This is a genomic window from Cloacibacterium caeni (assembly GCF_907163125.1).
In the GTDB taxonomy this organism is placed as follows: Bacteria; Bacteroidota; Bacteroidia; order Flavobacteriales; family Weeksellaceae; genus Cloacibacterium; species Cloacibacterium caeni_B.
Window position 1 is genome coordinate 1,935,520 of record NZ_OU015319.1, and the last position, 24,703, is coordinate 1,960,222.

The window sequence follows — 24,703 nt, forward strand, 5'->3', positions numbered from 1 at the left end:
GAATTTCTATGAAAATCGCTGTATTTCCAGGATCTTTTGACCCGATTACTTTAGGACATCTTGACATTATTGAAAGAGCTGTTCCTCTGTTTGATAAACTCATCATCGCTATCGGACAGAATTCTCAGAAAAAATATATGTTTCCGCTAGAAAAACGCATGGAATTTATTCGAAAATCTGTAGCGCATTTCCCCAATGTAGAAGTTGATTATTTTGAAGGATTAACCATCGATTATTGTATCAAAAAAGAAGCTCAATTTATTCTGAGAGGTCTCAGAAATCCTGCCGATTTTGAATTTGAAAAAGCGATTGCTCATACCAACAGAACTTTGGCCAGAAGAAAATTAGAAACCGTTTTCTTACTTACCTCTTCTGGAAAATCATTCATCAGCAGCAGCATTGTAAGAGAAATTATTTCAAACAAAGGAGAATATCAATTATTTGTTCCTGATGCAGTGAGAGTTTAGATTTTTTTAATTTTCACTCGATTTTTTAAACCTTTTTTAACCCATGCTTCCAGATTTTACCTTTTTAATAGAAGTCCTTGGTACGATATCTTTTGCGATGTCTGGAAGTTTTGCGGCTATGCAAAAGCGTTTTGATCCTTTTGGCGTTCTTATTATTGCATTTGTAACTTCTGTAGGTGGTGGAACCGTAAGAGACCTATTATTAGATGTCCCTGTTTTTTGGATGCACGATTTATTGGCTGTGAGTTTGATTTTTTTCACTGCTATTTTTACGATGATATTCAAATTAATTGAGAGAAAATTTCAGGTAACGCTTTTTATTTTTGACAGTCTTGGATTGGGACTTTTTACAATTATTGGGGTTCAAAAAGGACTAAACGCAGACTTACATCCCGTTATTGGAGTGGTTTTAGGCACAATTACTGGTTGTTTTGGTGGAATCATCAGAGATATTTTACTGAACAGAATTCCTTTGATTTTCAGAAAAGAAATTTATGCTACTGCAGCAATTGTAGGTGGAATAGTCTACATCCTTCTGAGAAATTTCAGTGGTTTGTCTGAAGAAATCAATCAAATCTTAACCATTCTTCTTATTGTAAGCATTAGAACTCTTGCTGTAAAATACCATTGGCAAATGCCAAAATTCTACGGAAATTTCAATGATGCAGAAATGTAGGAAGTTTGGAAGTCCGAAGTCGGAAATAAAAATTCATATCTCGCAACTCTTTGAAGGACAATACAAACCATAAAAAAAACTCCTGAAAGATTGGACTGCCCCCAAAAAGTTAGACACTTTTTAGGGGCATTTTTTATGGGGAAAAGTAAATATTCATTAGACTTTAAATTAAAAGCTATAAAGAGATATCACAAAGGGGATATTGGAACAGACGATTTAGGAAAACGCATTGGAGTTTGTGGTTCCTTGGTTCGTAAATGGATAAAATTTTATGAACTTTATGGAGTTTCAGGACTTGTTCGGCTTTCCAATACGCATTACACAAAAGATTTTAAATTAAAGATTTTATCAGTAATTGAGAAAGAGAATTTAAGTTTAAAAGAAGCGTCGAGAAGGTTTAATATTCCTGCGGAGTCCAGTATTCTTAGTTGGCAGCGTAATTACAAAAAAAATGGTATTTTAGGTTTAGAAAACATACCCAGAGGAAGACCTAAAACCATGAGTAATTACACGCGAAAAAAAAAGAAAACAGGCAAACCCTTAACAAGGGAGGAAGAACTGTTGGAGAGGATTTATTATTTAGAAGCCGAGAACGCCATTTTAAAAAAGTTAGACGCCTTAATTCAGGAAAGGAAAAATCCAAAGCCATCGAAGAGTTAAGGCAGGACTTTGATTTAGCAGTACTACTGCATTGTACATCGATGGCAAGAAGCAGTTTTTATTACTATCAAAAACGCTTTCAAATGAAAGATAAATATGCGGAAATAAAAGAAATGATTAAGCAGATTTATCATCGTCACAAAGGAAGGTTGGGCTATAGAAGAATTACTTTGCTTTTGAAAGAAAAAGGAATTTTGATTAATCACAAAACTGTTTTACGACTTATGAAAATATTAGGTTTAAAGAGTATTATCCGAGTGAAGAAATATAAATCTTACAAGGGAGAGCAAGGGAAAATTGCGCCCAATGTTCTACAGAGGAATTTCAAATCGGACACTCCTAATCAGAAATGGGCAACCGATGTTACAGAGTTTAATGTATCGGGTAATAAACTTTATCTATCTCCAATCATCGATTTATTTAATGGTGAAATTGTCAGTTTTGACTTATCTGAAAGACCTGTGTTTAGCCAAATCATCAGAATGCTAAAGAAATCATTCAGAAAAGTAAAATCTACACAAAACATCATTCTACATTCTGATCAAGGTTGGCAATATCAAATGAAACATTACCAAAACTTGTTAAAAGAAAAAGGTATTATTCAAAGTATGTCCCGAAAAGGAAACTGTTTGGACAATGCGGTGATAGAAAACTTTTTTGGAACGATAAAATCAGAAATGTTTTATGCCAGAAAGTTTGGTTCCATTCAGGAACTTAAGATGGAAATAGTGAAGTACATTCACTATTACAACAATGATAGAATAAGACTCAATCTCAAAGGAAAGAGTCCGGTACAGTACCGAACTCTTTCCTTTGAAAATATTGTTTAATTTTGTCTAAACTTTTGGGTGCAGTCTAGATTTCTCAGAAGTTTTATTTATAATATGCCAATTTCTTGGCTCTTTTTACTTTTAACTTGGCTCTTTAGAAAAATTTTCCTCTGTGTCTCATTTGTGGATTATGCATGTGTTTCTGCATAGAAGGCATTTTCAATTGGTCTTTCATCATTTTTATTTGATCCGCCATCATTCCTTGATCGTCTAATCTTTTGGCTTCTTCTAATAATTTTTGAGCTTCTGCTTTTCTTCCTTTAGAAAGTGCTGCTGCAGCTATATTTAAGGTAGCCATTGCTCTATCGTGCTTCATATTTAAGCCATATTCTAAAGCTTTTTTCATCAATGGTTCTACTTTTGCAGGATGTTCTTGCGCAAGAGTTAGACCTTGTAAATAATGAAAATAGCCATATTGTGATTTGTGCAACTGAGATTGGTAGTTTTTAATGTAAGTTAACCAATGTGCAGCTTTTACAAAATTCTGTTTTCTCATTTGCCAAAAAGCCAATAAGATGTATTCATTTTTGAAAAATAATAAAATAGGACTCAGCGAAAAGAATACGACTACAATTCCCCATCCTATTTGACGGTTCATCATCAGGTAAACTCCCGCAGCAATCATTAAGCCAGCAATTAAAAATTTTATGTACTTATTCATCTCTTAAAATTAAGTGTGCAAATATAAAAATTAGATGTTAGATTTCAGACATTAGACGCTAGTCTTTTTTGTAAAAGTTTGAAAACAAAAATCATATTGATTCTTTTCGTCTTTTTCATGGCAAGTTTCTTGAGTTTTCTGCCAAATTTTCTCGTCAATTTTCGGGAAATAAGTATCCGCATTTAGCGTAGCATCTACTAAAGTAATCTCTAATTGGTCTGCCAAATCTATCGTTTGTTCATAAATAGTACCTCCACCAATCACAAAAACATTTTCGCCTATTTTTTTGGCAAATTTCAGTGCTTCTTTGATACTTCCTACGATAAGAATTCCTTCTTCAAACCAATCATTTTTTCTACTAATCACAATATTGGTACGATTAGGAAGTGGTTTGCCAATACTTTCGTATGTTTTTCTGCCCATAATAATAGGGTAACCACTCGTAAGTTCTTTAAAATGTTTTAAATCTTTAGGTAAATGCCAAAGCAACTGGTTATCAACACCAATTTCTCTGTTTTTTCCCATTGCTACTACTATTGTAATCATTTTAAGTTATATTTTACAAAATTAGCATAATATTTGTATATTTGGTTTACTGAATCACTTAATACACAATTAAAAAAAATAAACTATGAACAACAAAGGATGTTTTGGCATTGGAACTGTAGGTTTGGTGCTAATTGGCGCAATTGCATTGGTAATATTTTGGGGAATTGGCATTAGAAATGGTTTTGTAGGAAGCGAACAAAACGTAAACGAAAAATGGGCAAATGTAGAAACCGTTTACCAAAAAAGAGCAAACCTTATTCCTAACTTAGAAAGAACCGTAAAATCTTATGCTAAATTCGAGCAAGAAACTTTAACCAAAGTAATCGAAGCACGTTCTAAAGCAACTCAAGTAACCATCGACCCAACTAATATGACTGAAGCAGATTTGGCAAAATTCCAAGCTGCACAAGGTGAATTATCTGGTGCTTTGAGCAGATTAATGGCAGTGGTAGAACAATATCCTAATCTAAAAGCTGACCAACAATTTATCGATTTCCAAAGAGAATATACTGCGATTGAAAACAGCATAAGAGCGGAAACCGTAAACTATAACGCAGCGGTGAAAGAATACAATACTTCTATTAAAGTTTTCCCGAATAACATCATCGCAAATTTCTCTAATTTCAAAGAAAAACCTTTATTTAAAGCAGATGCAGGTGCTGAAAAAGCTCCTGAAGTTTTCACTGAATAATGAGTAATTTTTTAAATAATATTCAAATGGCTTCCCTTGTGGAAGCCATTCAACAAGCGGAAGACCATTCTACCGGAGAAATCCGTGTGCATATAGACCAAAACTCAGATGATAATAATGCCAAAATTGCTTTTGACGTTTTTAAATCTCTGGGAATGGACAAAACCAAAGAAAGAAATGGCGTACTTTTTCATGTAAATTTTGAACAAAAATACTTAACCATTATTGGCGATAAAGGCATACATGAAAAAGTGCATCAAAAATTTTGGAATGATTTGCATGACAAAATAACCTCAGCTTTCTCTCAAGGTCAATATTTCGAAGGTTTGCGAGATGCTATTTTAGAAACCGGATTAGAATTGAAAAAATCCTTCCCTATTGACGGAGAAAATCACAATGAATTACCTAATGAAATTACCTTCTCTTAAAAATTTCTTCGTTTTAGTTTTACTGAGCTGTTATATTTTTATTTCAGCACAATATAACGTTCCAGAGCCTCCCAGTAAAATTTATCCTGTCTATGACGAAGTAGGATTACTGAATGCTACGGAAACAGAAGAAATTAATCAAAAACTCATCAAATTTGCAGATTCTTCTTCTACAGAAATTCTGGTAGTCATCATTCCTACGACGAATGGAGAAGATGTAAATTTTGTAGCGACACAATGGGGAGAAAAATGGAAAATCGGAGAAAAAGAACAAGATAACGGCGTTGTTTTCCTTATTGCAACCGAAGACAGAAAAATGTCTATTCAGCAAGGTCGAGGTGTAGAGCAATATCTTACCGCTTCTGTTGCAGGACAAATTCTAGATTATTTGGTCACGCCAAATTTCAAAAAAGGTCAATGGTTTGTAGGAATAAATGCTGGAACTTCTGCAATAATGGATGCAGTAAGAGGTAAATTTAAACCGCTTTCTGAATCAGAACCTCAACCGATTGATATTTCCCTGAAACACGTTCTAATTTTCGCACTTATTCTGTTCTTCATTATTTATATTTTATCAAAAAGCAATAATGGTGGTGGTTTTGGCAATGATGATGGAGATGTAATTCTTACCAGAAGAGGAAGAAGAGTCTATCCAGGTGGTTTCTTCCCAGGAAGTTTTGGAGGTGGTTTCGGTGGCGGAAGTTCAGGTGGTGGATTTGGAGGTTTCGGTGGTGGCGGAAGTTTTGGCGGAGGTGGTGCTTCTGGAGGTTGGTAGAATATTAAAATTTAAGAAAAATAACCATGAAAAACTTAATGTACATTTCTAGTCTTTTATTAATTACTATTTCTATTTTTTTACTTATTGAATATCCAAATTCAAATAGAACTAGCTTGATTTCTGGATTTTTCTTATCAATAGGATTTATGTTAAACCTTGCCTCATACTTAATTATAAAAAATCAAAAAGAATAAGAATTTATTTAAATTTATTTTGTCATTCTGAATGAAATTTTGCGAAGCATTATGAAATGAAGAATCTATTTAAAATTATTTCTTAAAGATTTTTCGAATCACTTCTAATTTCGTTCGCAGACTTTTCGTCTGTATTCAAAATGACAACTGATAAAATTTTAAACAGACTCTAAAACATTAAAAATCAAATAAAAAGCAACTCAAAATTGAGTTGCTTTTTCGGTTTAATAAAATTGGAATATGAAGAAAAATAAAGTTACTAATTTACATTTACGCTTCCACTGCTGCTTTCAGAAGAAGAAATAACAGGATTTCCTAGTTTTTTAAGGTTTACATCTCCACTAGAAGAAGCTTGTGCCGAAGCTTTTTGAGAAACCATCGCAGAAATACTTCCTGAAGACGAAGCGTGAAACTCTCCTTCTTTTACTTCTAAATTTCTCCCGTTAAAATCACCAGAAGAACTCGCGTGAATGCTACCATGTTGTACTTTTCCATCTACAGAAAAATCACCACTAGAAGAAACTTCGAAACGAGCATAATCTGCCCAAACTTTTCCAGAAAAACTGCCACTACTTCCCACAGAAATATCTAATTGATTGGCTTCTAAATGTCCGTCAACATCTGCAGAGCTGGAAACATCTACTTTCAATTTATCTTGCATAAAAGTATCTTTCACTCTTACAGAAGCACTAGAATTCGCTTTCAATTCATCAAAATCTTTAGCATAAACAACAGCTTTTACTCTTTCTGTAGAAATAGGATTTCTATAATCAGAATCTACATAAATTCTTAAGTTTTGTCCGTTTTGTTCTACTTTCACAAATTCTAAAATATCTGAAGGCGCAGAAATAACTACTTTTTCTACATCAGATTTTATAATATCTGCATGAATAGAAGTAGAAACTTCTATGCTATTGAAATCTCCAGAAAATGTTTTCTCAGTCATAGGTCCATTTCCTTTTTTGCCTGTAAAGATATCACCAATGCTTCCATCATCAGATTTTACATTGATACAAGAAGCTAATGATAAGCTTAAAAGAAAGACAGGAATCGTTTTTTTCATGATTAATATTTTAATAATTAGACGTTTAGATTTATTTTTTGTTACAAAATTGCTTTTGGCAGAATACTGAATCGCTTTCTACAAATTTTGTATCTTTAACCCTATAAAATACTCAACAATTTAAAAATGAAAAATATTACATCAATTTTGCTGATGTCTGCATTAGGTTTCAGCATTTCTTGTTCTACCATGAAAGAAAATACCACAAAAATTGATGATACTGCTGTTTTAAACAATCCTTTTTATAAGAAAAGTACATTGTCCAGAATTTGACAAAATTAAAGACGAACATTTTGCTCCCGCTTTTGATTATGGTTTAAAAGTAAACGAAGCAGAAATTGCTGTAATCGTTAGCAACAAGGAAGCCGCAACATTTGAAAATACCATTTTGGCACTTGAAAAAAGCGGTGAAGTATTGAAACGTGCGCAAATTGTTTTCTACAACCTTACTGGTTCTAATACCAATCCTACTCTACAGAAAATAGAAGAGCAATTCGCTCCTATTTTTGCATCTCATGCAGATAAAATTTATTTAAATTCTGCTCTTTATAATAGAATTAAAGCCATTAAAACAGATGGTTTAGATGCAGAAGATCAAAGATTATTAGAAGTTTATAAGCAACGTTTTGAATTGGCTGGTGCTAATCTTTCTGATGCTGATAAAGAGCAAATGAAAAAAATAAACGCAGAATTGGCAACACTTTCTACTCAATTTTCTAGTAAATTATTAGAAGCGAGAAAAAAAGGAGCTGTTTTAATTTCAGACGTTAAGGAATTAGACGGATTATCTGCTGATGAAATTGCTGCTGCAGCTACAGATGCTAAAAATGCTGGTTATGAAGGCAAATATCTTTTGACTTTGCTCAACACCACTCAACAACCGCTTCTTCAAAATCTTAAAAACAGAGCGACCAGAGAAAAATTATTCAAAGCTTCTTGGTACAGAGCAGAAAAAGGAGACGAAAACGATACAAGAGCGATCCTCGAAAGACAAGCGAAACTGAGAATGCAGAAAGCGCATCTTATGGGAAAATCTTCTTACGCTGAACTGAATTTGGTAGACCAAATGGCAAAAAAACCAGAAAACGCAATGAACCTACTTTACCAATTAGGAAAACCTGCAGTAGAGCAAGCGAAAAGAGAAATTGTAGATATTCAAGCGCTAATTGATGCTCAAAAAGGCGGCTTCGAACTCGCACCTTGGGATTGGAATTTCTATGCAGAACAAGTGCGTAAAGCAAAATTTGATTTAGACGAAAACCAAATCAAACCTTATTTTGAAGTGTCTACCGTTTTAGAAAAAGGCGTTTTCTATGCTGCTGAAAAATTCTACGGAATTACCTTCAAAGAAAGAAAAGATTTACCAGTTTATCATCCAGATGTAGTAGCTTATGAAGTTTTTGATAGAGACGGAAAATCTTTAGCGATTTATTACTTAGATTTTTATACCAGAGATAATAAAAATGGTGGCGCTTGGATGAGCAACTTCGTAGAACAATCATTCATGACAGGAACTAAGCCTGTAATCGTAAATGTGTTCAACTACCAAAAACCCGCTCCAGGAAAACCATCATTAATTTCTTATGATGATGTGTCTACCATGTTCCACGAATTTGGGCATACTTTACACGGACTTTTTGCCAACCAAAAATACATTACCATTTCTGGAACCAATGTTCCTAGAGATTTTGTAGAATTTCCTTCTCAAATCAATGAATTTTTTGCGCTAGAGCCTTCAGTTCTTAAAAATTATGCACTACACTATGAAACCAAACAACCAATGCCTCAAACTTTGGTAGATAAAATTAAAAAAGCGGCTACTTTTAACCAAGGTTATGCCACTACAGAATTGGTTTCTGCGGCAACATTAGATATGGCTTGGCATTCTGTAAAATCTGATGCCGAAATAAAACCTACTTTAGATTTTGAAAAAGAAGTCTTAACTAAATACGGATTTACTTTGCCACAAGTTCCGCCAAGATATCATTCTCCTTACTTTGCTCACATTTGGGGAGGCGGTTATTCTGCAGGTTATTACGCTTATATGTGGAGCGACGTTTTAAATGCAGATGCTTGGAAATGGATTACGGACAATGGTGGAATGACCAGAGAAAACGGCGATCGTTTCAGAAAATATATTCTATCTGTAGGAAATTCTGTAGACTTGAATCAAGCATTCAAAGATTTTACAGGAAGAACTCCAGATATTAAACCACTTTTACAAAACAAAGGATTTGTGAAATAGATAAAATGTGAATTTTACTTCGCAAGTCAATAGTGAATAAAAAACCGCAGAAGTCGTTTCTGCGGTTTTTTGTATTTTAAGAATAGTAAATTTTCTTTTTTCAAAGATTAAAATTTTTAGATTTGTGACATGAACAAATTCCAACTACACCTGTTTCTGTTTTTAAAAATCCCAATTTCTTGGATTGCAGGAGTGCGTCTAAAAGAAATGAATGATGAAATCTGCATCACCAAAGTAAAATTCGGTTGGCTAAACCAAAACCCTTTCAATTCTATGTTTTGGGCAGTTCAAGGAATGGCTGCAGAATTTTCTACGGGTTTCCTTTGTGCTGAAAAAATTAGAAAATCTGGCAAAAAAATCTCCATGTTGGTGGTTCATAACCAAGCCGAATTTACCAAAAAAGCAGTGGGTAGAGTTACTTTTTCTTGTCATCAAGGAAAAGAACTGGATGCCGTTTTACAAAAAGCCATCGAAACTGGAGAAGGTCAAACATTAACCCTATTTTCTGAAGGTAAAGACCAAAAAGGCGATTTGGTTTCTAAATTTGCTTTTACCTGGAGTTTTAAAGTGAAAAACTAGAGAAACCCTCGCTGATAAAGCAGATTTAGCAAATAAAATCAGCATAATCAGCCAAATCTGCGAGAAAACATCATCAAAATCACTCATAAAAAGCGGGTTGGTTTATTATTTTTCACTATTTTAGTCTTCTAAAACTAAAAACCATTTTCTATGCTGCTGGATTTACTGTTCCCGAACAGATGTCTACATTGTAATACCATCATTTCAAAAGACGAACTGGTTTGCCATGTATGTTTCCCTCAAATTAAGTTTTCTCATTTTAATTTCTACGAAGAAAATCCTCTGAAACAGAGATGTAAGCTTTTATTTCCCGTGAAAAATGCTTATGCTGTGATGGAATTTCAAGAAGAAGCATTGAGCCAGAAAATTATTCACCAACTCAAATATCGTTCTCAGGAAAAAGTTGGAAAAATCATGGCTGAATGGACTTTGGAAAGAATTTACCTTTCAGAAAAACCAGATTTTTTAATTACGGTTCCACTTCATCCTAAAAAATTAAAAAAACGAGGTTATAATCAGTTGCATCTTTTTGCCGATATTCTATCTAAAAATTGGGAAATTCCTCATCATAAAGAAGCGCTCAAAAGAAATTCTTACCAAAAAGCACAAGCCCAAAAAGACAAATCTCACCGCGCCGAAACTAAATATGATTTCTCGCTCACTGAAGAAATTTCTGGAAAACATGTTTTGTTAATAGACGATGTTTTCACCACGGGAAATACGATAAGCGCCATCGCTTGGGAAATTTTAAAAAATCCAAGAAATGAAGTGAGTGTTTTGGTGATGGCTTTTGATTCGTAGTGATTATCTCTGTAATTTTTGTCCGTAAGACAAATCTCCAGCATCTCCTAATCCCGGAGAAATATAACCTTTTGACGTAAGATTTTCATCGATGGCTCCTACCCAAATATGCGCATCTGGAAATGCATTGGAAAGTGTTTCTACACCTTGTTTACTTGCAATAACGGCTACAATGTGCAATTGAGAAGGTGTTCCGTGGTTTAATAAATCTTTCAGCGCTTCTATTAAACTTGCGCCTGTTGCTAACATGGGATCTGCAACGATTAATGGTCTTCCGTCAACACTAGGACAAGTAAGATAATCTTGTTTTATGGAGAAATAATCATTGGCATCGTGTTTTCTGTAAGCAGCTACGAAACCACAGTCTGCTTTGTCAAAATAATTAAGAATTCCTTCAAAAAGAGGAACTCCTGCTCTCAAAATAGTCGTAATTACAGGTTGAACTGCAATTTCTTTCACCATAATTTTGTCTAATGGAGTAGAAATTTCTATTTCTTTGAATTCTAAACCTTTAGAAATTTCAAAAGCTGCAATTTCGCCGATTCTTTCCATACTTTTACGGAAATTGGCTCTATTGGTTTGGGTTTCTACGTTTCTTAGTTCGTTGATCCAAGAATTGACTAATGAGAAATTTTCTGATAATACGGTAACCATGTTGTGCAGATTTGTTTAATTGAATATTTTACAAATTTATTGATATTTTTTGTCTGTTTAAAATGATTTTGAACATCAATTCGATTTTAATTAAAAACCCTTTCAGAATAGAGCATTCTAAAAGGGCTTAATCATTTATTTTTGTCTGAAATAAACATCAATAGGAACTCCTGTAAAATCAAATTGCTTACGCAATTGGTTTTCGATGAATCTTCTGTATGGTTCTTTCACATATTGTGGTAGATTACAGAAAAACGCAAATTGCGGAACTGGAGTTGGCAATTGGGTAATATATTTAATTTTCACATATTTTCCTTTGATTGCAGGAGGTGGAGTTTGCTCAATAATAGGCAATAAAATTTCGTTAAGCTTAGAAGTTTTGATTCTTTTCTTACGATTTTCATAAACCATCATGGCAGTTTCTACCGCTTTTAAGATTCTTTGTTTCGTTAATGCAGAAACAAAAAGAATAGGAACGTCATTAAACTGAGCGATTTTTTCTTTGATTTTATTTTCAAAATCTCTCATGGTATTGGTTTCTTTTTCTACCAAATCCCACTTATTCACTACAATTACGATTCCTTTTCTATTTTTTTGAGCCAAAGAAAAGATATTCATATCCTGAGATTCCCAACCTAAAGTAGCATCTACCATGATAATCACCACATCAGAATGCTCAATGGCTCTAATAGAGCGCATTACTGAATAGAATTCTAAGTCTTCAGAAACTTTAGATTTTCTACGCATTCCGGCAGTATCTACCAACACAAATTCGTGTCCGAATTTATTATATAACGTTTCGATGGAATCTCTAGTTGTACCTGCGATATCTGTAACAATGTTTCTGTTATCATCCAAAAGTGCATTGGTAAGCGTAGATTTTCCCACGTTTGGTCTTCCTGCAATGGTAATTTTAGGTAAACCTTCGAAAGGATCTTTGTATTCTGTAGTTGGGAAATCTGCAACCAAGTCATCTAATAATTCACCCGTTCCAGAACCTGTAGCAGAAGAAAGCGTATAATATTTTTCTACTCCTAACTGATAAAATTCTGTAGCAGCAAGCATTTCTTTAGCAGAATCTACTTTGTTTACCACTAAATATAGAGGTTTATTGGCTTTTCTTAAAAGATTATAGATTTCGTGGTCTATATCTTGGAGTCCTTCTTCTACGTTTACCATAAAAATGATAGAAGTGGCTTCATCTACTGCCAACTGAACTTGTTTACGGATTTCTTCTTCGAAGATATCATCACTACCTACATCATAACCACCAGTATCTATTACCGTAAAGTCTACTCCATTCCAGTCAGATTTACCGTAATGACGGTCTCTTGTTACACCAGCCGTAGAATCTACGATGGCTTCTCTTCTTTCTAATAAACGATTAAATAATGTGGATTTTCCTACGTTGGGACGACCAACGATTGCAACGATATTACTCATAAAAATTGTATTAATAATCCCTAAAAATTATAAAATAGGATTAAGTTATTAATAGGTATCTCCCACTTTGGGAGCCTTAAAATTTTTGCAAAGATAAGATTTTAAATTTATTTATTGAATAAGGTCATGATTTTCAATTCTTATGAAGAAATATTTTTATGATATGAAATTCATAAAATTTGACTAAAAGGATGACAACTTAGAAAAATATGAATATATTTTGTAACTTCACACATCAAATAAAAACCTATCATGAAAAAACTATTTTTTCTTTTAGTTCTGGCTTTTGCGTTATTACAATTTTTTCAAATTGATAAAACCAATCCACCAGTAGACAAAAACATGGATTTTTTAACCATTAAAAAAACACCTGAAGACGTAGCTCAACTCATCAAAACAAGCTGCTATGATTGCCACTCAAACGAATCTGTATATCCTTGGTACACCAATATTCAGCCATTCGGTTGGTTGGTAAAAGACCACATAGAAGAAGGAAGAAAAGAACTTAATTTCTCTACATTTGCCACTTACGAACCATTAAGACAAGCCAAAAAACTCAAAAAATCTGCCCACGAAATAGAGGAAGGCAAAATGCCATTAGAATCTTACCTTCTCATTCATCAAGATGCAAAACTTACTCCTGAACAGAAACAAAAACTACAGGCGTATTTCATTTCTATCAAAGAAGTAACTGCCATGATGAACAATCTAACAGATGAACAACTAAAAATTAAGGAAGAATAATTTGATAGACCAAAATAAATTTTACCTCTTTTACGACGGAGACTGTGGTTTCTGCAATTTTTGGGTACATTGGATTTTAAAAAACGACTCCAAAGACCAATTCCAATTTGCTTCATTACAAGGAAAATTTGGACATGAATTTCTAAAACAAAGAGGTTTAGAACAAGAAAATCTCAACACTATTTATCTCTGGAAGCCAGAAAAATATTATCTCAACAAATCTAATGCAGCCATCACCATTGCCGAAAAATTAGGCGGAATATATTCATTAGCATCAATTTTTAGAATCATTCCTAGATTTTTGAGAGATGGGGTTTATGATTTTATTGCAAGAAATCGCCATCGATTGATAAAGAATTCTTGCGCAATACTCACTCCTGAACAACAGAAAAAATTCATAGACTAATTACCGAAATTAGTGCTTTATCATTCTAATCACTATCTTTGCAATTATGGAATACAATACACAAAGAACTCGTCTCCATTTACCAGAATATGGTCGAAATATTCAGCAGCTCGTAGAACGTTGCAAGGAACTTCCTACCAAAGAAGAACGCAACGAAATGGCTGCCGCAATTGTAGATTTCATGGGGCAGAGAAATCCGCACCTTCGTGACGAGGAAAATTATAAACATAAACTTTGGGATCATCTTTTTATATTAGCAGAGTATGACTTAGATGTAGATGCTCCCTATCCTTTCCCTACCAGAGAAGAATTAGCACAGAAACCCAATAAAATGGAGTACCCAAAACTTCAGGGAGATTATAAATTCTACGGCAAAAGCATCCTTCAATTGATAGACAAAGCCATAGAACTAGAAGATGGAGAAGAAAAAGAAGCTTTGATAGAGGTGATTGCCAATAACATGAAGAAATCTTATAATGTGTACAACAAAGAACATGTACAAGATGAGGTAATCTTCCGTCACTTAAAGGAACTATCAGAAAACAGATTAGACCTTACCAGTATAGATTCTCTCGAAAAAAGCAGAATTTATTACTCTACCAACAAGAATAAAAACCAAAAAAACAACCCTAAAAAACGTTTCAACAACCATAATAAAAACCGAAAAAGATAATGAGTGAAGCATTTCAAATAAGAGGAGGAAAAAAATTACACGGCGAAATCACACCACAAGGTGCAAAAAATGAAGCGTTGCAAATTCTTTGTGCAGTGCTTTTAACTGACGAAGAAGTGAGAATTAAAAATATTCCAGATATTCATGACGTAAACCGTCTTATCGAAATTCTGGGAGATTTCGGGGTGAAGATTACTAAAAATGCGCACGGTGATTATACTTTCAAAGCAGACCAAGTTAACTTTGATTACATAAAATCTAAAGAATTTAAAAAAGATGGAGCCAAATTACGTGGTTCTATTATGATTCTTGGACCTATGCTTGCTAGATTTGGCGAAGCATATATGCCAACTCCGGGTGGTGACAAAATTGGAAGAAGAAGATTAGATACTCACTTTCAAGGATTTGTAGAACTCGGCGCAGAATTTCATTATGACGAAACGGAATATTTCTATACTTTAAAGGCTAAAGAACTTCGTGGCAAATTTATTTTATTAGAAGAAGCTTCTGTAACAGGAACTGCTAATATTATTATGGCTGCAGTTTTAGCCAAAGGAAAAACCAGAATCTACAATGCAGCGTGCGAACCTTACCTTCAACAATTATGCAGAATGCTCAATAGAATGGGCGCAAAAATTGAAGGAATTGGCTCTAACTTATTAACCATCGAAGGCGTTTCTCATCTTCATGGAACAGAGCATACCATGCTACCAGATATGGTAGAAATTGGTTCTTGGATTGGTCTTGCAGCAATGACACGTTCTGAAATGACCATCAAAAATGTACATTGGAACCAATTAGGAATTATTCCGAATGTTTTCAGAAAATTAGGAATTCAATTGGAACAAAGCGGTGATGACATCTATATTCCAGAACAAGAACACTATAAAATTCAAAAATTTATAGACGGTTCTATTTTGACGGTTTCAGACGCACCCTGGCCAGGATTTACACCAGATTTATTATCTATCGTTTTGGTAGTGGCTACTCAAGCCAAAGGAACTGTTTTGATTCACCAAAAAATGTTTGAATCGAGATTATTCTTTGTAGATAAATTAATTGATATGGGCGCTCAGATTATTCTGTGTGATCCTCACAGAGCAACTGTAGTAGGTCTTAATCATGAATTCCCATTGCGTGGAACCAATATGACTTCGCCTGATATTAGAGCAGGGAACGCACTTCTTATCGCGGCACTTTCTGCAGAAGGAAAATCAATTATTCATAACATTGAACAAATTGACAGAGGTTATGAAAACATCGATGGAAGACTAAAAGCTCTAGGAGCAGATATCGAAAGAATTCAATTATAAAACAAACCGCAACTTTTTCAAGTTGCGTTTTTTATTTCTTCACAAAAGTTTTTTCATACTTTTCAATCCAATCTTGTGGAGTCATTTTCCGAGCCAATTCACCAATCAATTCATAAGGAATATCTTCAGGTTTTTTAAAACGCATACAAGATTTCCCCATGTCTAGTTTCTTTTTAGAATATTTCGGAAACTCTTCTTGAAACCAATGCAGAAGTTTTTCGTCTGCATAAATTCCCATGTGATAAAGATTAATAGAATTTTTCTGCGAAGCTATACTAAGAAATGGCAAAGGCAATTCTGGAGTACAATGATAACCTTTAGGATAAATACTTTTCGGAACTACGTAACCAATCATTCCATAGCTCAACTGTTCTTCGAAACCATTGGGTAAATTTTCAGAAATAATTTTTCTTAATTTTTCTATGGGTTCTTTTCGCTCTTCGGGAAGATTTTCTAAATATTCTTGAACAGATTGGGCTTCTATTTTCATTTTCAATTTTTATCAAATTTAAAAATAAATCAATACATTACCTCTTCAAGATACCACTACTTCATCAAAAAATTTCATTACTTTTGTGCTACAAAATTTCAGATATGCCAAAAACATCAGTAAGAGCAGGAAGAATGCCTGCTTCACCAATTAGAAAGTTAGTTCCTTATGCAATTGCTGCTAAAGCAAAAGGCACAAAAGTGTATCACCTGAACATTGGTCAACCAGACATCGAAACACCAAAAACCGCTCTTGATGCACTGAAAAATATCGATTTAAAAGTTCTAGAATATGCTCTTTCTGAAGGAAATTTAGAGTATAGAAAACAATTAGAAAAATACTACCACTCTCTTGGTTTTACCGATTTAACTACGGATAATTTCATTGTAACCAATGGTGGTTCTGAAGCACTAAATTTTGCACTTTCTGTATTGTGTGATGACGGAGACGAAATCATTATTCCAGAACCTTATTATGCAAATTATAACGGATTTACCAATGCTATTGGCGTAAAAGTGGTAGCCGTTCCTTCTACTATTGATACTGGTTTTGCTCTACCTTCTATTGAAGAATTTGAGAAGAAAATTACAGATAAAACCAGAGCAATTATCGTTTGTAACCCGGGAAATCCTACTGGTTATCTTTATACCAGAGAAGAATTACAAAAATTAGCAGAAATTGCTTTGAAACATGATATCGTTATCATTTCAGACGAAGTATACAGAGAATATGTTTATGATGGTGAGAAGCAAGTTTCTATGCTAGAATTTCCAGAAATTGCTGAACATTCTATCATCATCGATTCAGAATCTAAGCGTTATTCTATGTGTGGCGTAAGAATTGGTTGTTTAGTTACTCGTTCTAAAACGCTTCATGATGCTGCCATGAAATTTGCACAAGCAAGACTTTCTCCAGTGCTTATTGGTCAGATTTTAGCAACTGCAGCTCATGATAATGATGCAGAGTACATTCAATCGGTTCGCGAAGAATATACCAAACGTAGAAATCTTTTGGTAGAATTATTAAACGAAATTCCGGGTGTGAAATGCCCAACTCCAAAAGGTGCTTTTTACTGTGTAGCAGAATTACCAGTAGAAGATGCAGATGATTTTGCACAATGGTTGCTCGAACATTTTTCTGACAATGGCGAAACCGTAATGATAGCACCAGCTTCAGGTTTTTATTCGGTTCCAGAACTTGGGAAAAAGCAAGTAAGAATTGCTTACGTTCTAAAAGAAGAAGACTTGCGAAGAAGCGTAGAATTAATCAAAATCGCTTTAGAGCATTACAAAAAATAAAATTTTAAAAAACGAACTTCGGTTCGTTTTTTTATTTTTAAATTTGAAAAAAACTTAACATGAATCAAGAATATAAATGTGGAATTTGTGGTGAAATTCACAATGATTATCCTGCTTTAGCATATCCAAGTCCAGACTCTTATTATTGGCTTTCTGACGATGAAAAGATAAAATACAACGCATATTTGGATTCTGATTTTTGTAAAATTGAATACCCAAACCAAACAGATAGGTTTATTAGAGTAGTTTTAAAACAAAAAATCATCAATTCTCAGATTACTTTAGAATATGGACTTTGGGTTTCTTTGAGTGAAAGTAGCTATAATGATTATTTTTTGAACTATAATAATGAAAATCATCAAACACAATACTTTGGCTGGCTAAATAATAACATACCTGATTATAACTTTCAAGAAAGTATTCCTACAACTGTAGTTACAAAATTAGGAAATGAGCGTCCTGAAATTTTCCCACACTCAGATTTTGAACATCCGTTTGTAAGTGATTACTATAATGGAATTACAAAAGATGAAGCCGAAAAAAGAATACATGAAATGCTTTCAAAATTGACAGAGTAAGTTTTATTGCTATAGTAAATATTTCTCCTAACTTATTTTCAGTAAATTTGTAAAAATTAGAAATTGAAGGCTTCGCAAATACTTTGCGGTCAAAAAGACTTTTGAAAAAAAATGAAAATTCAAGAAAATATCTCTTTAAAGAATTACAATACTTTTGGTGTAGAAGCAAAAGCGCATTATTTTGCCGAAGTACATGATTTACACGAGCTAAAATATGCCACAGAATTTGCCAAAATCAATCATTTTAAAATCCTTTTTTTAGGTGGCGGCAGCAATTTGCTCTTCACCCAAGATTTTGATGGCTTAGTCATTAAACTAAATTTAAAAGGCATTTCCGAAGAAATTTTAGACGAAAATCACGTGCTCGTTTCTGCAAAAGCGGGAGAAAACTGGCATGAATTTGTACTCTACACGCTTTCTAAAAATTATGGCGGATTAGAAAATCTTTCGCTCATTCCGGGAAATGTGGGAACTTGTCCTATTCAGAATATTGGCGCTTATGGAACTGAAATCAAAGACCATTTCGTTTCTTGCAAAGCTCTAAATTTAGAAACTTCAGAAATTGAGGAATTATCATTGGGAGATTGCAAATTCGGTTACAGAGATTCTATCTTTAAAACTTCTGCCAAAGGAAAATATGTAATTGTAGAAGTCACGTTTAAACTAACTACCCAAAACCATCACATCAAAACAGAATATGGAGCAATTTCTACAGAATTAAAAAATTTAGGAATTGAAAATCCTACTATTCAAGAGGTTTCTAAAGCGGTTATCAATATCAGACAAAGTAAATTGCCAAATCCTGCCGAAATTGGAAACGCTGGAAGTTTCTTCAAAAATCCAAGCATCCCTTTAGCTCAATTTGAAAATTTAAAGGAAAAATTTCCTGAAATTCAAGGATATGCAAATGGTGATTGGGTAAAAGTTCCTGCGGGTTGGCTCATAGAAAATGCAGGCTGGAAAGGCAAACAATTAGGAAATGTAGCTTCTCATAAATTACAAGCCTTAGTTATTATTAACGCCACTGGAAACGCATCAGGAAAAGAAATTTATGATTTCTCTACCCAAATTATTGACTCTGTAAAAGAAAAATACGTAATAGAACTCGAAAGAGAAGTGAATATTTTATAGAATTATCAATAAAATCAATTGATTAATTCGTCACATTGAATCTCAGAAAACTAATCACTAATGCTTATATTTGCGCAAAATTAAAAGTAAAAATGTCTGAAATTAAACTCAATACAATTCCTGAAGCAATAGAAGACCTTAAAAATGGTAAAGTGATCATCGTAGTAGATGATGAAAACCGTGAAAATGAAGGCGATTTTCTTTCTGCTGCCGAACTTACTACTCCAGAAATCATCAATTTCATGACCATTCATGGTCGTGGTCTTATTTGTACTCCACTTCCTGAAAAAAGATGTGACGAACTAGGTCTTGAAGCCATGGTTTCTAGAAGTACAGACCCGAAAGAAACTGCTTTTACGGTTTCTATCGATTTACTAGGTGACGGTGTTTCTACAGGTATTTCGGCTAGTGATAGAGCAAAAACTATCCTTGCTTTGATGGATGAAAAAACCAAGCCGACAGATTTTATGAGACCTGGTCACATTTTTCCGCTTCGTGCAAAAACGGGTGGCGTTCTAAAAAGAGCCGGTCATACAGAAGCTGCAATTGATTTAACCAAATTAGCTGGATTGAAAGAAGGTGGTGTCATCTGCGAAATTATGAACGAAGATGGAACCATGGCGAGATTACCAGAATTGGTGGTTTTGGCTAAAAAATTAGACCTTAAAATCATTTCAATTGAAGATTTAATCAATTACCAATTGAAAAAAGGTGATTTGGTAAACGAAATAGAGTCTAGAAGAGTAAAAACGGCTTTCGGTGAGTTTGATTTTCATGCTTTCCAAGAAAAACATACAGACCAAATTCACTTTGCATTAACCAAAGGAAATTGGGAAATAGATGAGCCTGTTTTGGTAAGAGTTCAGTCTTCTAGCGCTTATTTTGATGTTTTAAGCAGATTGATTAACGGTGAAAATCCTCAACTGGAAAAAGTAACCAATATGATTAATGCGGAAGGAAAAGGAGCGCTTATTTTCATCAATAATGTATCTAATGCAGAACTCACGATGAGAAAATTACAACAATTCCTGAATTATCAAGACGGACAAGTTGCAAGACCTACGCTTACTGCTAATTTCATAGAATACGGAATTGGAACTCAAATTCTTAAAAAATTAGGTATTACTAAATTCAGAGTAATTACTCAAAATCCTAATCAGAAACCTCTTGTTGCTGGTTATGGTGTAGAAATTACCGAAATGGTACAGATGTAAAATCTTAAAAATATTAATCGAAAATAGCGTAGAAATTTCTACGCTATTTTTATATCATCAAAACTGTGAAATCCGTTTAAGAAATCTTTCACATTCATTCGTTTTTTTCCTTCTAACTGAACTTCTGTTGGCTGATAAAAGCCATCTTTGGTATAAATTCTAAAAATATTTTTAGAAATTTCTAAAGTTCCAACCGTTTTCTGATGCTCTGAAACTTCAAAAGTTCCTGCATAAATCTTCAAACCTTTAGTTTCTTCACCGATGTTTAAAGTGGTGAAAGCACAAGGATAAGGCGACATTCCTCTAATGAAATTGTGAACCTTAACCGTTTCTTGATTCCAATGAATTCTCGTATCTTCTTTGAAAATTTTGAAAGCATTTTTTGGCTCTGCAACTTGTGGTTGCGGTTGTTCTATGATTGAATTTTCGGCTAAACCATCTAATGTTTTCACTACCAGTTTTGCGCCCATTCCCATCAATCTATCATGTAAACTTCCTGCATTTTCATCTGGTGAAATAGGCAATTCTTCTTGCAAAAGAATGTTTCCTTCATCTATTTTTTCATTGATAAAGAAAGTAGTAGCGCCCGTTTTTTCTTCGCCGTTAATAATCGCAAAATTGATTGGAGCTGCACCTCTATAATCTGGTAATAAACTTGCGTGAAGATTGAAAGTTCCCAATTTAGGCATTTCAAATAATACTTTTGGCATCATTCTAAAGGCAACCACTACGAAAACATCTGCCTCTAATTTTCTCATTTCTTCCAAAAATTCTGGATTTCTCAATTTTTCTGGTTGAAAAACTGGCAAATCATTTTCTAAGGCATATTTTTTAACAGGAGATTCAGTAAGTTTTTGTCCACGACCTGAAGGTTTATCTGCAACGGTAACCACTCCTACAATTTCGTGATGAGACTGATGAATCGCTTCTAAAGATTTAGCCGCAAAATCTGGCGTCCCGAAAAAAACAACTTTTAAATTTTTCATATTTTGTATCGCTACTACGGAGCTTTTCTCTTTTTTTAAAAAATTTCTACAAACCTTTCGCTCCTATGGAGCGAAACTTATTATCGTATAGTATACGTTCTAAAATCTAACATTCTAATTTTTCCTAAATCAAGCAAAAAGATAAGCACTTCTTGAATTTTTTCTCTGGAATATTCTAACAAAATTGCATTCAAATCATCTAAAGTAGCTGGTTTTTGCTGTAGAATATCTAGAATTTGTCTTTCTGCACTAATGGCATTGGTTTTAGGATTTTTGGCGGTGCAAACATAGCAATTTCCGCAGTTTTTCGCCTCTTTTTCCCCGAAATAAGTAAGAATAAGTTTCATTTTACAGCAATCATGATTTCTGGTGTAAAATTTCATTTCTTCCCATTTCTGTAATTTATTTTTCTGAATTTGTTCAAAAAGATTCCACCATTTCCCAGAAAAAGTTCTGTCTTCTCTAGGTTTCAAAAATTTGATAGAATCTAAACTTCCGTCTAGATAATCTAGGTATCCTTTTTGGTGAATTTCTTTCAGCCTTTCTTTGAGTTCTTGCGCGCCAACTCCTAATTTTTTACATGTATTTGATTCGCTAAACTGAACTCTGTGCGTAGACAAACCATCAACACATCTGAGCAATAATTCTATAAAATAGCTATCTTTTCTCTGCAAATTTTCTAAATCACTTACCTCAAATTTCAATTCTAAAGTAGATAAATTTTTAGAGGTATTGAGATAAATTAACTCTTGATTATGCAGAAAATTAAGTACATTTCTAATCTTGGCTTGAGAGATTTTAGTAAAGTTTTGAATTTTAGAAATGTTCAGTTCAAAAATATTTTCAGGCAATTCATTTTCGGCAATCATGAAAGTAGAATACAGATAAGAAATTACTTTCAAAAACTCTGATTTAGAAGGAGTTTGATTATAAAAAACATCATCTAAATTCAGTAATTCCTGCTCATTCCAAAGTAAAAAAGCATAACTTTTCTCGCCATCTCTACCAGCTCTTCCGATTTCCTGATAGTAGTTTTCTAAGGATGGTGCTGGTGAAAGATGAATAACAAATCTCACGTTTTCTTTATCAATTCCCATCCCAAAAGCGTTGGTAGAAATCAATACATTCTGGTTGCTTTTGAGCCATTTTTCTTGCTTCTGATGTTTTTCTTTCACAGAGAGTCCTGCGTGAAAAAAATCTACATTTTTGAGTTTATTTTTTTGCAAAAATTCTGTTAAATTTTCTGCTTCTTTTCTGGTTCTGGTGTAAATAATCCCTGAATTTTGGTTGTGTTTTAGCAAATCTAAAACTCTCTGGTATTTATCTGCTACTTCATCATTAAAAATGCTGATATTTTCTCTTTTAAAACTTTTTCTAAAAATTTGATATTGAGTAAATCCTAATTTTAGTTTAATGTCTTCTAAAACTTTTGGAGTCGCAGTAGCTGTTAGCGCAAGGCAAGGAACGTTTTTAAAAAGTGTTCTAAAATTTTTAATATTTTGATAACTCGGTCTGAAATCTTGTCCCCATTCAGAAATACAGTGTGCTTCGTCTACTGCAATAAAAGAAATCTGAATTTCTTCTATTCTTTCTAAAAACTGACGATTCTGAAGCCTTTCTGGAGAAATATAAAGCAATTTGGTAATTCCTTCAATACACCTCCCATAAATTTCTTCTTGTTGTAATTCATCTAATTCCGAACTTAAATACTCTGCTTCTATCCCTCTTAATTTCAACTGCTGAACTTGGTCTTTCATTAAAGCCAAAAGTGGAGAAATCACCAAACAAGTGCCTTCTAAAACCAAAGCTGGAAGTTGATAACAAAGAGATTTACCACCACCAGTTGGTAAAAGTGCAATGGTATCTTTACCTGCAATAACCGCATGAATGATGTCTTGTTGTGAATCCCTGAAATCTTGATATCCCCAAAAATGAGAAAGGGTTTTCTGTGTGAGTTCAGCTAAATGATGAGAAGATTGCATTTGGTAAATTTAAGAATTTAGTTTAAAATTTTGTATAAAAAAAGCTGCGATAAACGCAGCTTTTAGTATTGATTTTAAAAATTATTTAACTGGTGGTGTTATTGGACTAACTGGACAACCTTGATTTTCTACTGGACCTGGAACAGTTACACACTTATCATGTAAATCAATGACTCCATCTAAATCTGTATCTAAAGCTACACCCGCTCCATCTACTCTTGCACCAACAGGAGTGTCTAGTTGTCTATCCCAATCATCACAAATTCCATCATTATCTGCATCTCCTTTTTTACAAACCTCTACGTCCACATTCTTGTTATCTAGAACATCTAATTTATAATACATTTCTTGTAGTGGATCATGCCACATCAAATGAGATTGATGCTTTCCTAACTTTAAAGAAATTCCTAATGTAGCATTGAAATAATTATCAGACGTCTGGTTATCTCTAGAATTTATAGGACTATCATAACCGTTGTATCCTAAATCTGCATTCCCCAAATAATTACCTCCTCCATCAAAAGAATCATCTCCAGTAATTATATACATTACTCTTCCTTCAATATCTATTCTTCTATTAACTTTAAATTTAAGACCTGCTCCAGCTTGTCCAAATAATGATTTCATTGAAAAATCCTTATCAGTGATTAATGGTGCAGAAGTAGAACCTTCGTCCTGTCTGTATGTTTTATAAGCAATAGTTCCAAATCCTGCATAACCGTGTAATGCCCATCTAAATGGTAAATCACTGTCAATTTTTCTTAACAAATTTGATAAATTAATATCTCCAATTAAACTGATGGTTTGATATTTTGTTTTTGCTCCAACAGAATTAGCAGTTGAGCCTTCATTAATCTTTGATAGACCTTGGTTAGTTTCTCCCAAATCATATTGCAAATTAAGACCAAATGCGTGTGTAATCGCTTTATCTATGCTTAAATATGCAGAATAACCAAATAAATTTTTTCCTTTATTAAAAGAATTTAAATCTGCTGAATGCATTACTGGAACTCCAAATCCTGCGGATATTCCCCACTCATTAAATTTCTTTTCTTTATTTTCTATAGGCTGCTTAGAACTCTCTTCCTTCTGCTGTCCAAAAAAAGCAATGGGAAGAACTCCAATTAGAGCTATAAAGACTAATTTTAATTTCATAAATGTTTTTTTAG

25 protein-coding genes and 1 pseudogene are annotated in these 24,703 nt (G+C 33.6%); 17 read left to right on the plus strand and 9 right to left on the minus strand.

What is annotated here, in order from left to right; translation table 11 throughout:
- Positions 1-8 precede the first annotated feature (8 nt).
- The 3 genes from coaD to KKQ79_RS08930 all read left to right on the plus strand — a co-directional run bounded on the left by coaD (position 9) and on the right by KKQ79_RS08930 (position 2,633).
- On the plus strand, positions 9-467 hold the full coding sequence (gene coaD, locus KKQ79_RS08920) for a pantetheine-phosphate adenylyltransferase (RefSeq protein WP_213189818.1): 459 nt from the start codon (positions 9-11) through the stop codon (positions 465-467).
- A gap of 43 nt (positions 468-510) precedes the next feature.
- Positions 511-1,143, plus strand: coding sequence for a trimeric intracellular cation channel family protein (locus tag KKQ79_RS08925; protein WP_213189819.1), 633 nt, complete (start codon positions 511-513; stop codon positions 1,141-1,143).
- Between the two features lie 135 nt (positions 1,144-1,278).
- Positions 1,279-2,633 (plus strand): IS3 family transposase gene (locus tag KKQ79_RS08930; protein ID WP_213190656.1). Its coding sequence is split into 2 segments (ribosomal slippage): positions 1,279-1,753 and positions 1,753-2,633, totalling 1,356 coding nucleotides; the frame shifts between segments, so codons are not numbered across the junction.
- A gap of 94 nt (positions 2,634-2,727) precedes the next feature.
- Here KKQ79_RS08930 and KKQ79_RS08935 read toward each other — a convergent pair.
- Positions 2,728-3,294: a DUF2892 domain-containing protein gene (locus KKQ79_RS08935; protein ID WP_213189820.1), complete on the minus strand. Its 567-nt coding sequence runs from the start codon at positions 3,292-3,294 to the stop codon at positions 2,728-2,730.
- A 51-nt stretch (positions 3,295-3,345) separates the two neighbouring features.
- Positions 3,346-3,840: a dihydrofolate reductase gene (locus tag KKQ79_RS08940; protein WP_213189821.1), complete on the minus strand. Its 495-nt coding sequence runs from the start codon at positions 3,838-3,840 to the stop codon at positions 3,346-3,348.
- 85 nt (positions 3,841-3,925) lie between these two features.
- On the opposite strand from KKQ79_RS08940, the gene KKQ79_RS08945 reads away from it, so the two are divergent.
- The 3 genes from KKQ79_RS08945 to KKQ79_RS08955 are packed head-to-tail and all read left to right on the plus strand — an operon-like array spanning position 3,926 to position 5,737.
- Complete coding sequence (locus KKQ79_RS08945) at positions 3,926-4,534, plus strand: LemA family protein (protein WP_213189822.1); 609 nt, start codon at positions 3,926-3,928, stop codon at positions 4,532-4,534.
- Positions 4,534-4,962, plus strand: a complete 429-nt coding sequence (locus KKQ79_RS08950; RefSeq protein WP_430982095.1) for a TPM domain-containing protein — start codon at positions 4,534-4,536, stop codon at positions 4,960-4,962. The genes KKQ79_RS08945 and KKQ79_RS08950 overlap by 1 nt, the downstream gene beginning before the upstream one ends.
- Positions 4,943-5,737: a TPM domain-containing protein gene (locus tag KKQ79_RS08955; protein WP_213190718.1), complete on the plus strand. Its 795-nt coding sequence runs from the start codon at positions 4,943-4,945 to the stop codon at positions 5,735-5,737. Before KKQ79_RS08950 ends, KKQ79_RS08955 begins: the two co-directional genes overlap by 20 nt.
- Positions 5,738-6,193: 456 nt before the next feature.
- On the opposite strand, the gene KKQ79_RS08960 is transcribed toward KKQ79_RS08955, so the two are convergent.
- Positions 6,194-6,997 (minus strand): head GIN domain-containing protein, encoded by an 804-nt coding sequence (locus tag KKQ79_RS08960; protein WP_213189823.1) that lies wholly within the window; start codon positions 6,995-6,997, stop codon positions 6,194-6,196.
- 126 nt (positions 6,998-7,123) lie between these two features.
- Between KKQ79_RS08960 and KKQ79_RS08965 the strand changes: the two are divergent.
- From KKQ79_RS08965 to KKQ79_RS08975, 3 genes and pseudogenes are all read left to right on the plus strand, one after another.
- Positions 7,124-9,242 (plus strand): annotated as a pseudogene (locus KKQ79_RS08965) (M3 family metallopeptidase).
- Between the two features lie 129 nt (positions 9,243-9,371).
- Positions 9,372-9,821 carry a DUF4442 domain-containing protein gene (locus KKQ79_RS08970; RefSeq protein WP_213189824.1) on the plus strand — a complete coding sequence of 150 codons (450 nt, stop codon included), beginning with the start codon at positions 9,372-9,374 and terminating at the stop codon, positions 9,819-9,821.
- 150 nt (positions 9,822-9,971) lie between these two features.
- Positions 9,972-10,622, plus strand: coding sequence for a ComF family protein (locus KKQ79_RS08975; RefSeq protein ID WP_213189825.1), 651 nt, complete (start codon positions 9,972-9,974; stop codon positions 10,620-10,622).
- Positions 10,623-10,625: 3 nt separating this feature from the next.
- Here the strand turns inward: KKQ79_RS08975 and upp are convergent, their stop codons facing one another.
- Together upp and der are read right to left on the minus strand one after the other, a co-directional pair.
- On the minus strand, positions 10,626-11,276 hold the full coding sequence (upp, locus tag KKQ79_RS08980; protein WP_213189826.1) for a uracil phosphoribosyltransferase: 651 nt from the start codon (positions 11,274-11,276) through the stop codon (positions 10,626-10,628).
- Between the two features lie 135 nt (positions 11,277-11,411).
- On the minus strand, positions 11,412-12,719 hold the full coding sequence (der, locus tag KKQ79_RS08985) for a ribosome biogenesis GTPase Der (protein WP_069799639.1): 1,308 nt from the start codon (positions 12,717-12,719) through the stop codon (positions 11,412-11,414).
- A 252-nt stretch (positions 12,720-12,971) separates the two neighbouring features.
- Here der and KKQ79_RS08990 point away from each other — a divergent pair, with 252 nt between their 5' ends.
- The 4 genes from KKQ79_RS08990 to murA are packed head-to-tail and all read left to right on the plus strand — an operon-like array spanning position 12,972 to position 15,855.
- Positions 12,972-13,463, plus strand: a complete 492-nt coding sequence (locus KKQ79_RS08990; RefSeq protein WP_213189827.1) for a heme-binding domain-containing protein — start codon at positions 12,972-12,974, stop codon at positions 13,461-13,463.
- Position 13,464: 1 nt separating this feature from the next.
- On the plus strand, positions 13,465-13,869 hold the full coding sequence (locus KKQ79_RS08995) for a thiol-disulfide oxidoreductase DCC family protein (RefSeq protein WP_213189828.1): 405 nt from the start codon (positions 13,465-13,467) through the stop codon (positions 13,867-13,869).
- 46 nt (positions 13,870-13,915) lie between these two features.
- Entirely contained in the window at positions 13,916-14,542 is a 627-nt protein-coding gene (locus KKQ79_RS09000) for a DUF4290 domain-containing protein (RefSeq protein WP_104794412.1), read from the plus strand.
- Positions 14,542-15,855, plus strand: coding sequence for a UDP-N-acetylglucosamine 1-carboxyvinyltransferase (gene murA, locus KKQ79_RS09005; protein WP_069797228.1), 1,314 nt, complete (start codon positions 14,542-14,544; stop codon positions 15,853-15,855). The genes KKQ79_RS09000 and murA overlap by 1 nt, the downstream gene beginning before the upstream one ends.
- A gap of 31 nt (positions 15,856-15,886) precedes the next feature.
- Here murA and KKQ79_RS09010 read toward each other — a convergent pair whose 3' ends face one another.
- The gene (locus KKQ79_RS09010) at positions 15,887-16,345 is read right to left on the minus strand and encodes a DUF1801 domain-containing protein (RefSeq protein ID WP_213189829.1); all 459 of its coding nucleotides are present in this window, start codon (positions 16,343-16,345) and stop codon (positions 15,887-15,889) included.
- Positions 16,346-16,449: 104 nt separating this feature from the next.
- Here KKQ79_RS09010 and KKQ79_RS09015 point away from each other — a divergent pair, with 104 nt between their 5' ends.
- From KKQ79_RS09015 to ribB, 4 genes are all read left to right on the plus strand, one after another.
- Entirely contained in the window at positions 16,450-17,643 is a 1,194-nt protein-coding gene (locus KKQ79_RS09015) for a pyridoxal phosphate-dependent aminotransferase (protein WP_213189830.1), read from the plus strand.
- Between the two features lie 59 nt (positions 17,644-17,702).
- The gene (locus tag KKQ79_RS09020) at positions 17,703-18,221 is read left to right on the plus strand and encodes a DUF2199 domain-containing protein (RefSeq protein WP_213189831.1); all 519 of its coding nucleotides are present in this window, start codon (positions 17,703-17,705) and stop codon (positions 18,219-18,221) included.
- A 111-nt stretch (positions 18,222-18,332) separates the two neighbouring features.
- The gene (gene murB, locus KKQ79_RS09025) at positions 18,333-19,352 is read left to right on the plus strand and encodes a UDP-N-acetylmuramate dehydrogenase (protein ID WP_213189832.1); all 1,020 of its coding nucleotides are present in this window, start codon (positions 18,333-18,335) and stop codon (positions 19,350-19,352) included.
- Between the two features lie 92 nt (positions 19,353-19,444).
- Entirely contained in the window at positions 19,445-20,566 is a 1,122-nt protein-coding gene (ribB, locus tag KKQ79_RS09030) for a 3,4-dihydroxy-2-butanone-4-phosphate synthase (RefSeq protein WP_213189833.1), read from the plus strand.
- 38 nt (positions 20,567-20,604) lie between these two features.
- Here the strand turns inward: ribB and fmt are convergent, their stop codons facing one another.
- The 3 genes from fmt to KKQ79_RS09045 all read right to left on the minus strand — a co-directional run bounded on the left by fmt (position 20,605) and on the right by KKQ79_RS09045 (position 24,689).
- Positions 20,605-21,552, minus strand: coding sequence for a methionyl-tRNA formyltransferase (gene fmt / locus KKQ79_RS09035; protein WP_213189834.1), 948 nt, complete (start codon positions 21,550-21,552; stop codon positions 20,605-20,607).
- An 80-nt stretch (positions 21,553-21,632) separates the two neighbouring features.
- Entirely contained in the window at positions 21,633-23,534 is a 1,902-nt protein-coding gene (locus tag KKQ79_RS09040; RefSeq protein ID WP_213189835.1) for a RecQ family ATP-dependent DNA helicase, read from the minus strand.
- A gap of 81 nt (positions 23,535-23,615) precedes the next feature.
- A complete protein-coding gene (locus KKQ79_RS09045; protein WP_347813935.1) occupies positions 23,616-24,689 on the minus strand; it encodes an OmpA family protein in 1,074 nt (357 codons plus the stop codon).
- Positions 24,690-24,703: the final 14 nt, after the last annotated feature.

Coding starts and splice junctions, on each gene's coding strand:
- murB (WP_213189832.1), top strand. CDS start 18,333: ATGAAAATTCAAGAAAATATCTCTTTAAAGAATTACAATACTTTTGGT.
- KKQ79_RS08960 (WP_213189823.1), bottom strand. CDS start 6,997: ATGAAAAAAACGATTCCTGTCTTTCTTTTAAGCTTATCATTAGCTTCT.
- ribB (WP_213189833.1), top strand. CDS start 19,445: ATGTCTGAAATTAAACTCAATACAATTCCTGAAGCAATAGAAGACCTT.
- KKQ79_RS08945 (WP_213189822.1), top strand. CDS start 3,926: ATGAACAACAAAGGATGTTTTGGCATTGGAACTGTAGGTTTGGTGCTA.
- coaD (WP_213189818.1), top strand. CDS start 9: ATGAAAATCGCTGTATTTCCAGGATCTTTTGACCCGATTACTTTAGGA.
- KKQ79_RS09040 (WP_213189835.1), bottom strand. CDS start 23,534: ATGCAATCTTCTCATCATTTAGCTGAACTCACACAGAAAACCCTTTCT.
- KKQ79_RS08955 (WP_213190718.1), top strand. CDS start 4,943: ATGAAATTACCTTCTCTTAAAAATTTCTTCGTTTTAGTTTTACTGAGC.
- KKQ79_RS08935 (WP_213189820.1), bottom strand. CDS start 3,294: ATGAATAAGTACATAAAATTTTTAATTGCTGGCTTAATGATTGCTGCG.
- KKQ79_RS09015 (WP_213189830.1), top strand. CDS start 16,450: ATGCCAAAAACATCAGTAAGAGCAGGAAGAATGCCTGCTTCACCAATT.
- KKQ79_RS08990 (WP_213189827.1), top strand. CDS start 12,972: ATGAAAAAACTATTTTTTCTTTTAGTTCTGGCTTTTGCGTTATTACAA.
- KKQ79_RS09000 (WP_104794412.1), top strand. CDS start 13,916: ATGGAATACAATACACAAAGAACTCGTCTCCATTTACCAGAATATGGT.
- upp (WP_213189826.1), bottom strand. CDS start 11,276: ATGGTTACCGTATTATCAGAAAATTTCTCATTAGTCAATTCTTGGATC.
- murA (WP_069797228.1), top strand. CDS start 14,542: ATGAGTGAAGCATTTCAAATAAGAGGAGGAAAAAAATTACACGGCGAA.
- KKQ79_RS08970 (WP_213189824.1), top strand. CDS start 9,372: ATGAACAAATTCCAACTACACCTGTTTCTGTTTTTAAAAATCCCAATT.
- KKQ79_RS09020 (WP_213189831.1), top strand. CDS start 17,703: ATGAATCAAGAATATAAATGTGGAATTTGTGGTGAAATTCACAATGAT.
- KKQ79_RS08940 (WP_213189821.1), bottom strand. CDS start 3,840: ATGATTACAATAGTAGTAGCAATGGGAAAAAACAGAGAAATTGGTGTT.
- KKQ79_RS08975 (WP_213189825.1), top strand. CDS start 9,972: ATGCTGCTGGATTTACTGTTCCCGAACAGATGTCTACATTGTAATACC.
- fmt (WP_213189834.1), bottom strand. CDS start 21,552: ATGAAAAATTTAAAAGTTGTTTTTTTCGGGACGCCAGATTTTGCGGCT.
- KKQ79_RS09010 (WP_213189829.1), bottom strand. CDS start 16,345: ATGAAAATAGAAGCCCAATCTGTTCAAGAATATTTAGAAAATCTTCCC.
- KKQ79_RS09045 (WP_347813935.1), bottom strand. CDS start 24,689: ATGAAATTAAAATTAGTCTTTATAGCTCTAATTGGAGTTCTTCCCATT.
- KKQ79_RS08950 (WP_430982095.1), top strand. CDS start 4,534: ATGAGTAATTTTTTAAATAATATTCAAATGGCTTCCCTTGTGGAAGCC.
- der (WP_069799639.1), bottom strand. CDS start 12,719: ATGAGTAATATCGTTGCAATCGTTGGTCGTCCCAACGTAGGAAAATCC.
- KKQ79_RS08925 (WP_213189819.1), top strand. CDS start 511: ATGCTTCCAGATTTTACCTTTTTAATAGAAGTCCTTGGTACGATATCT.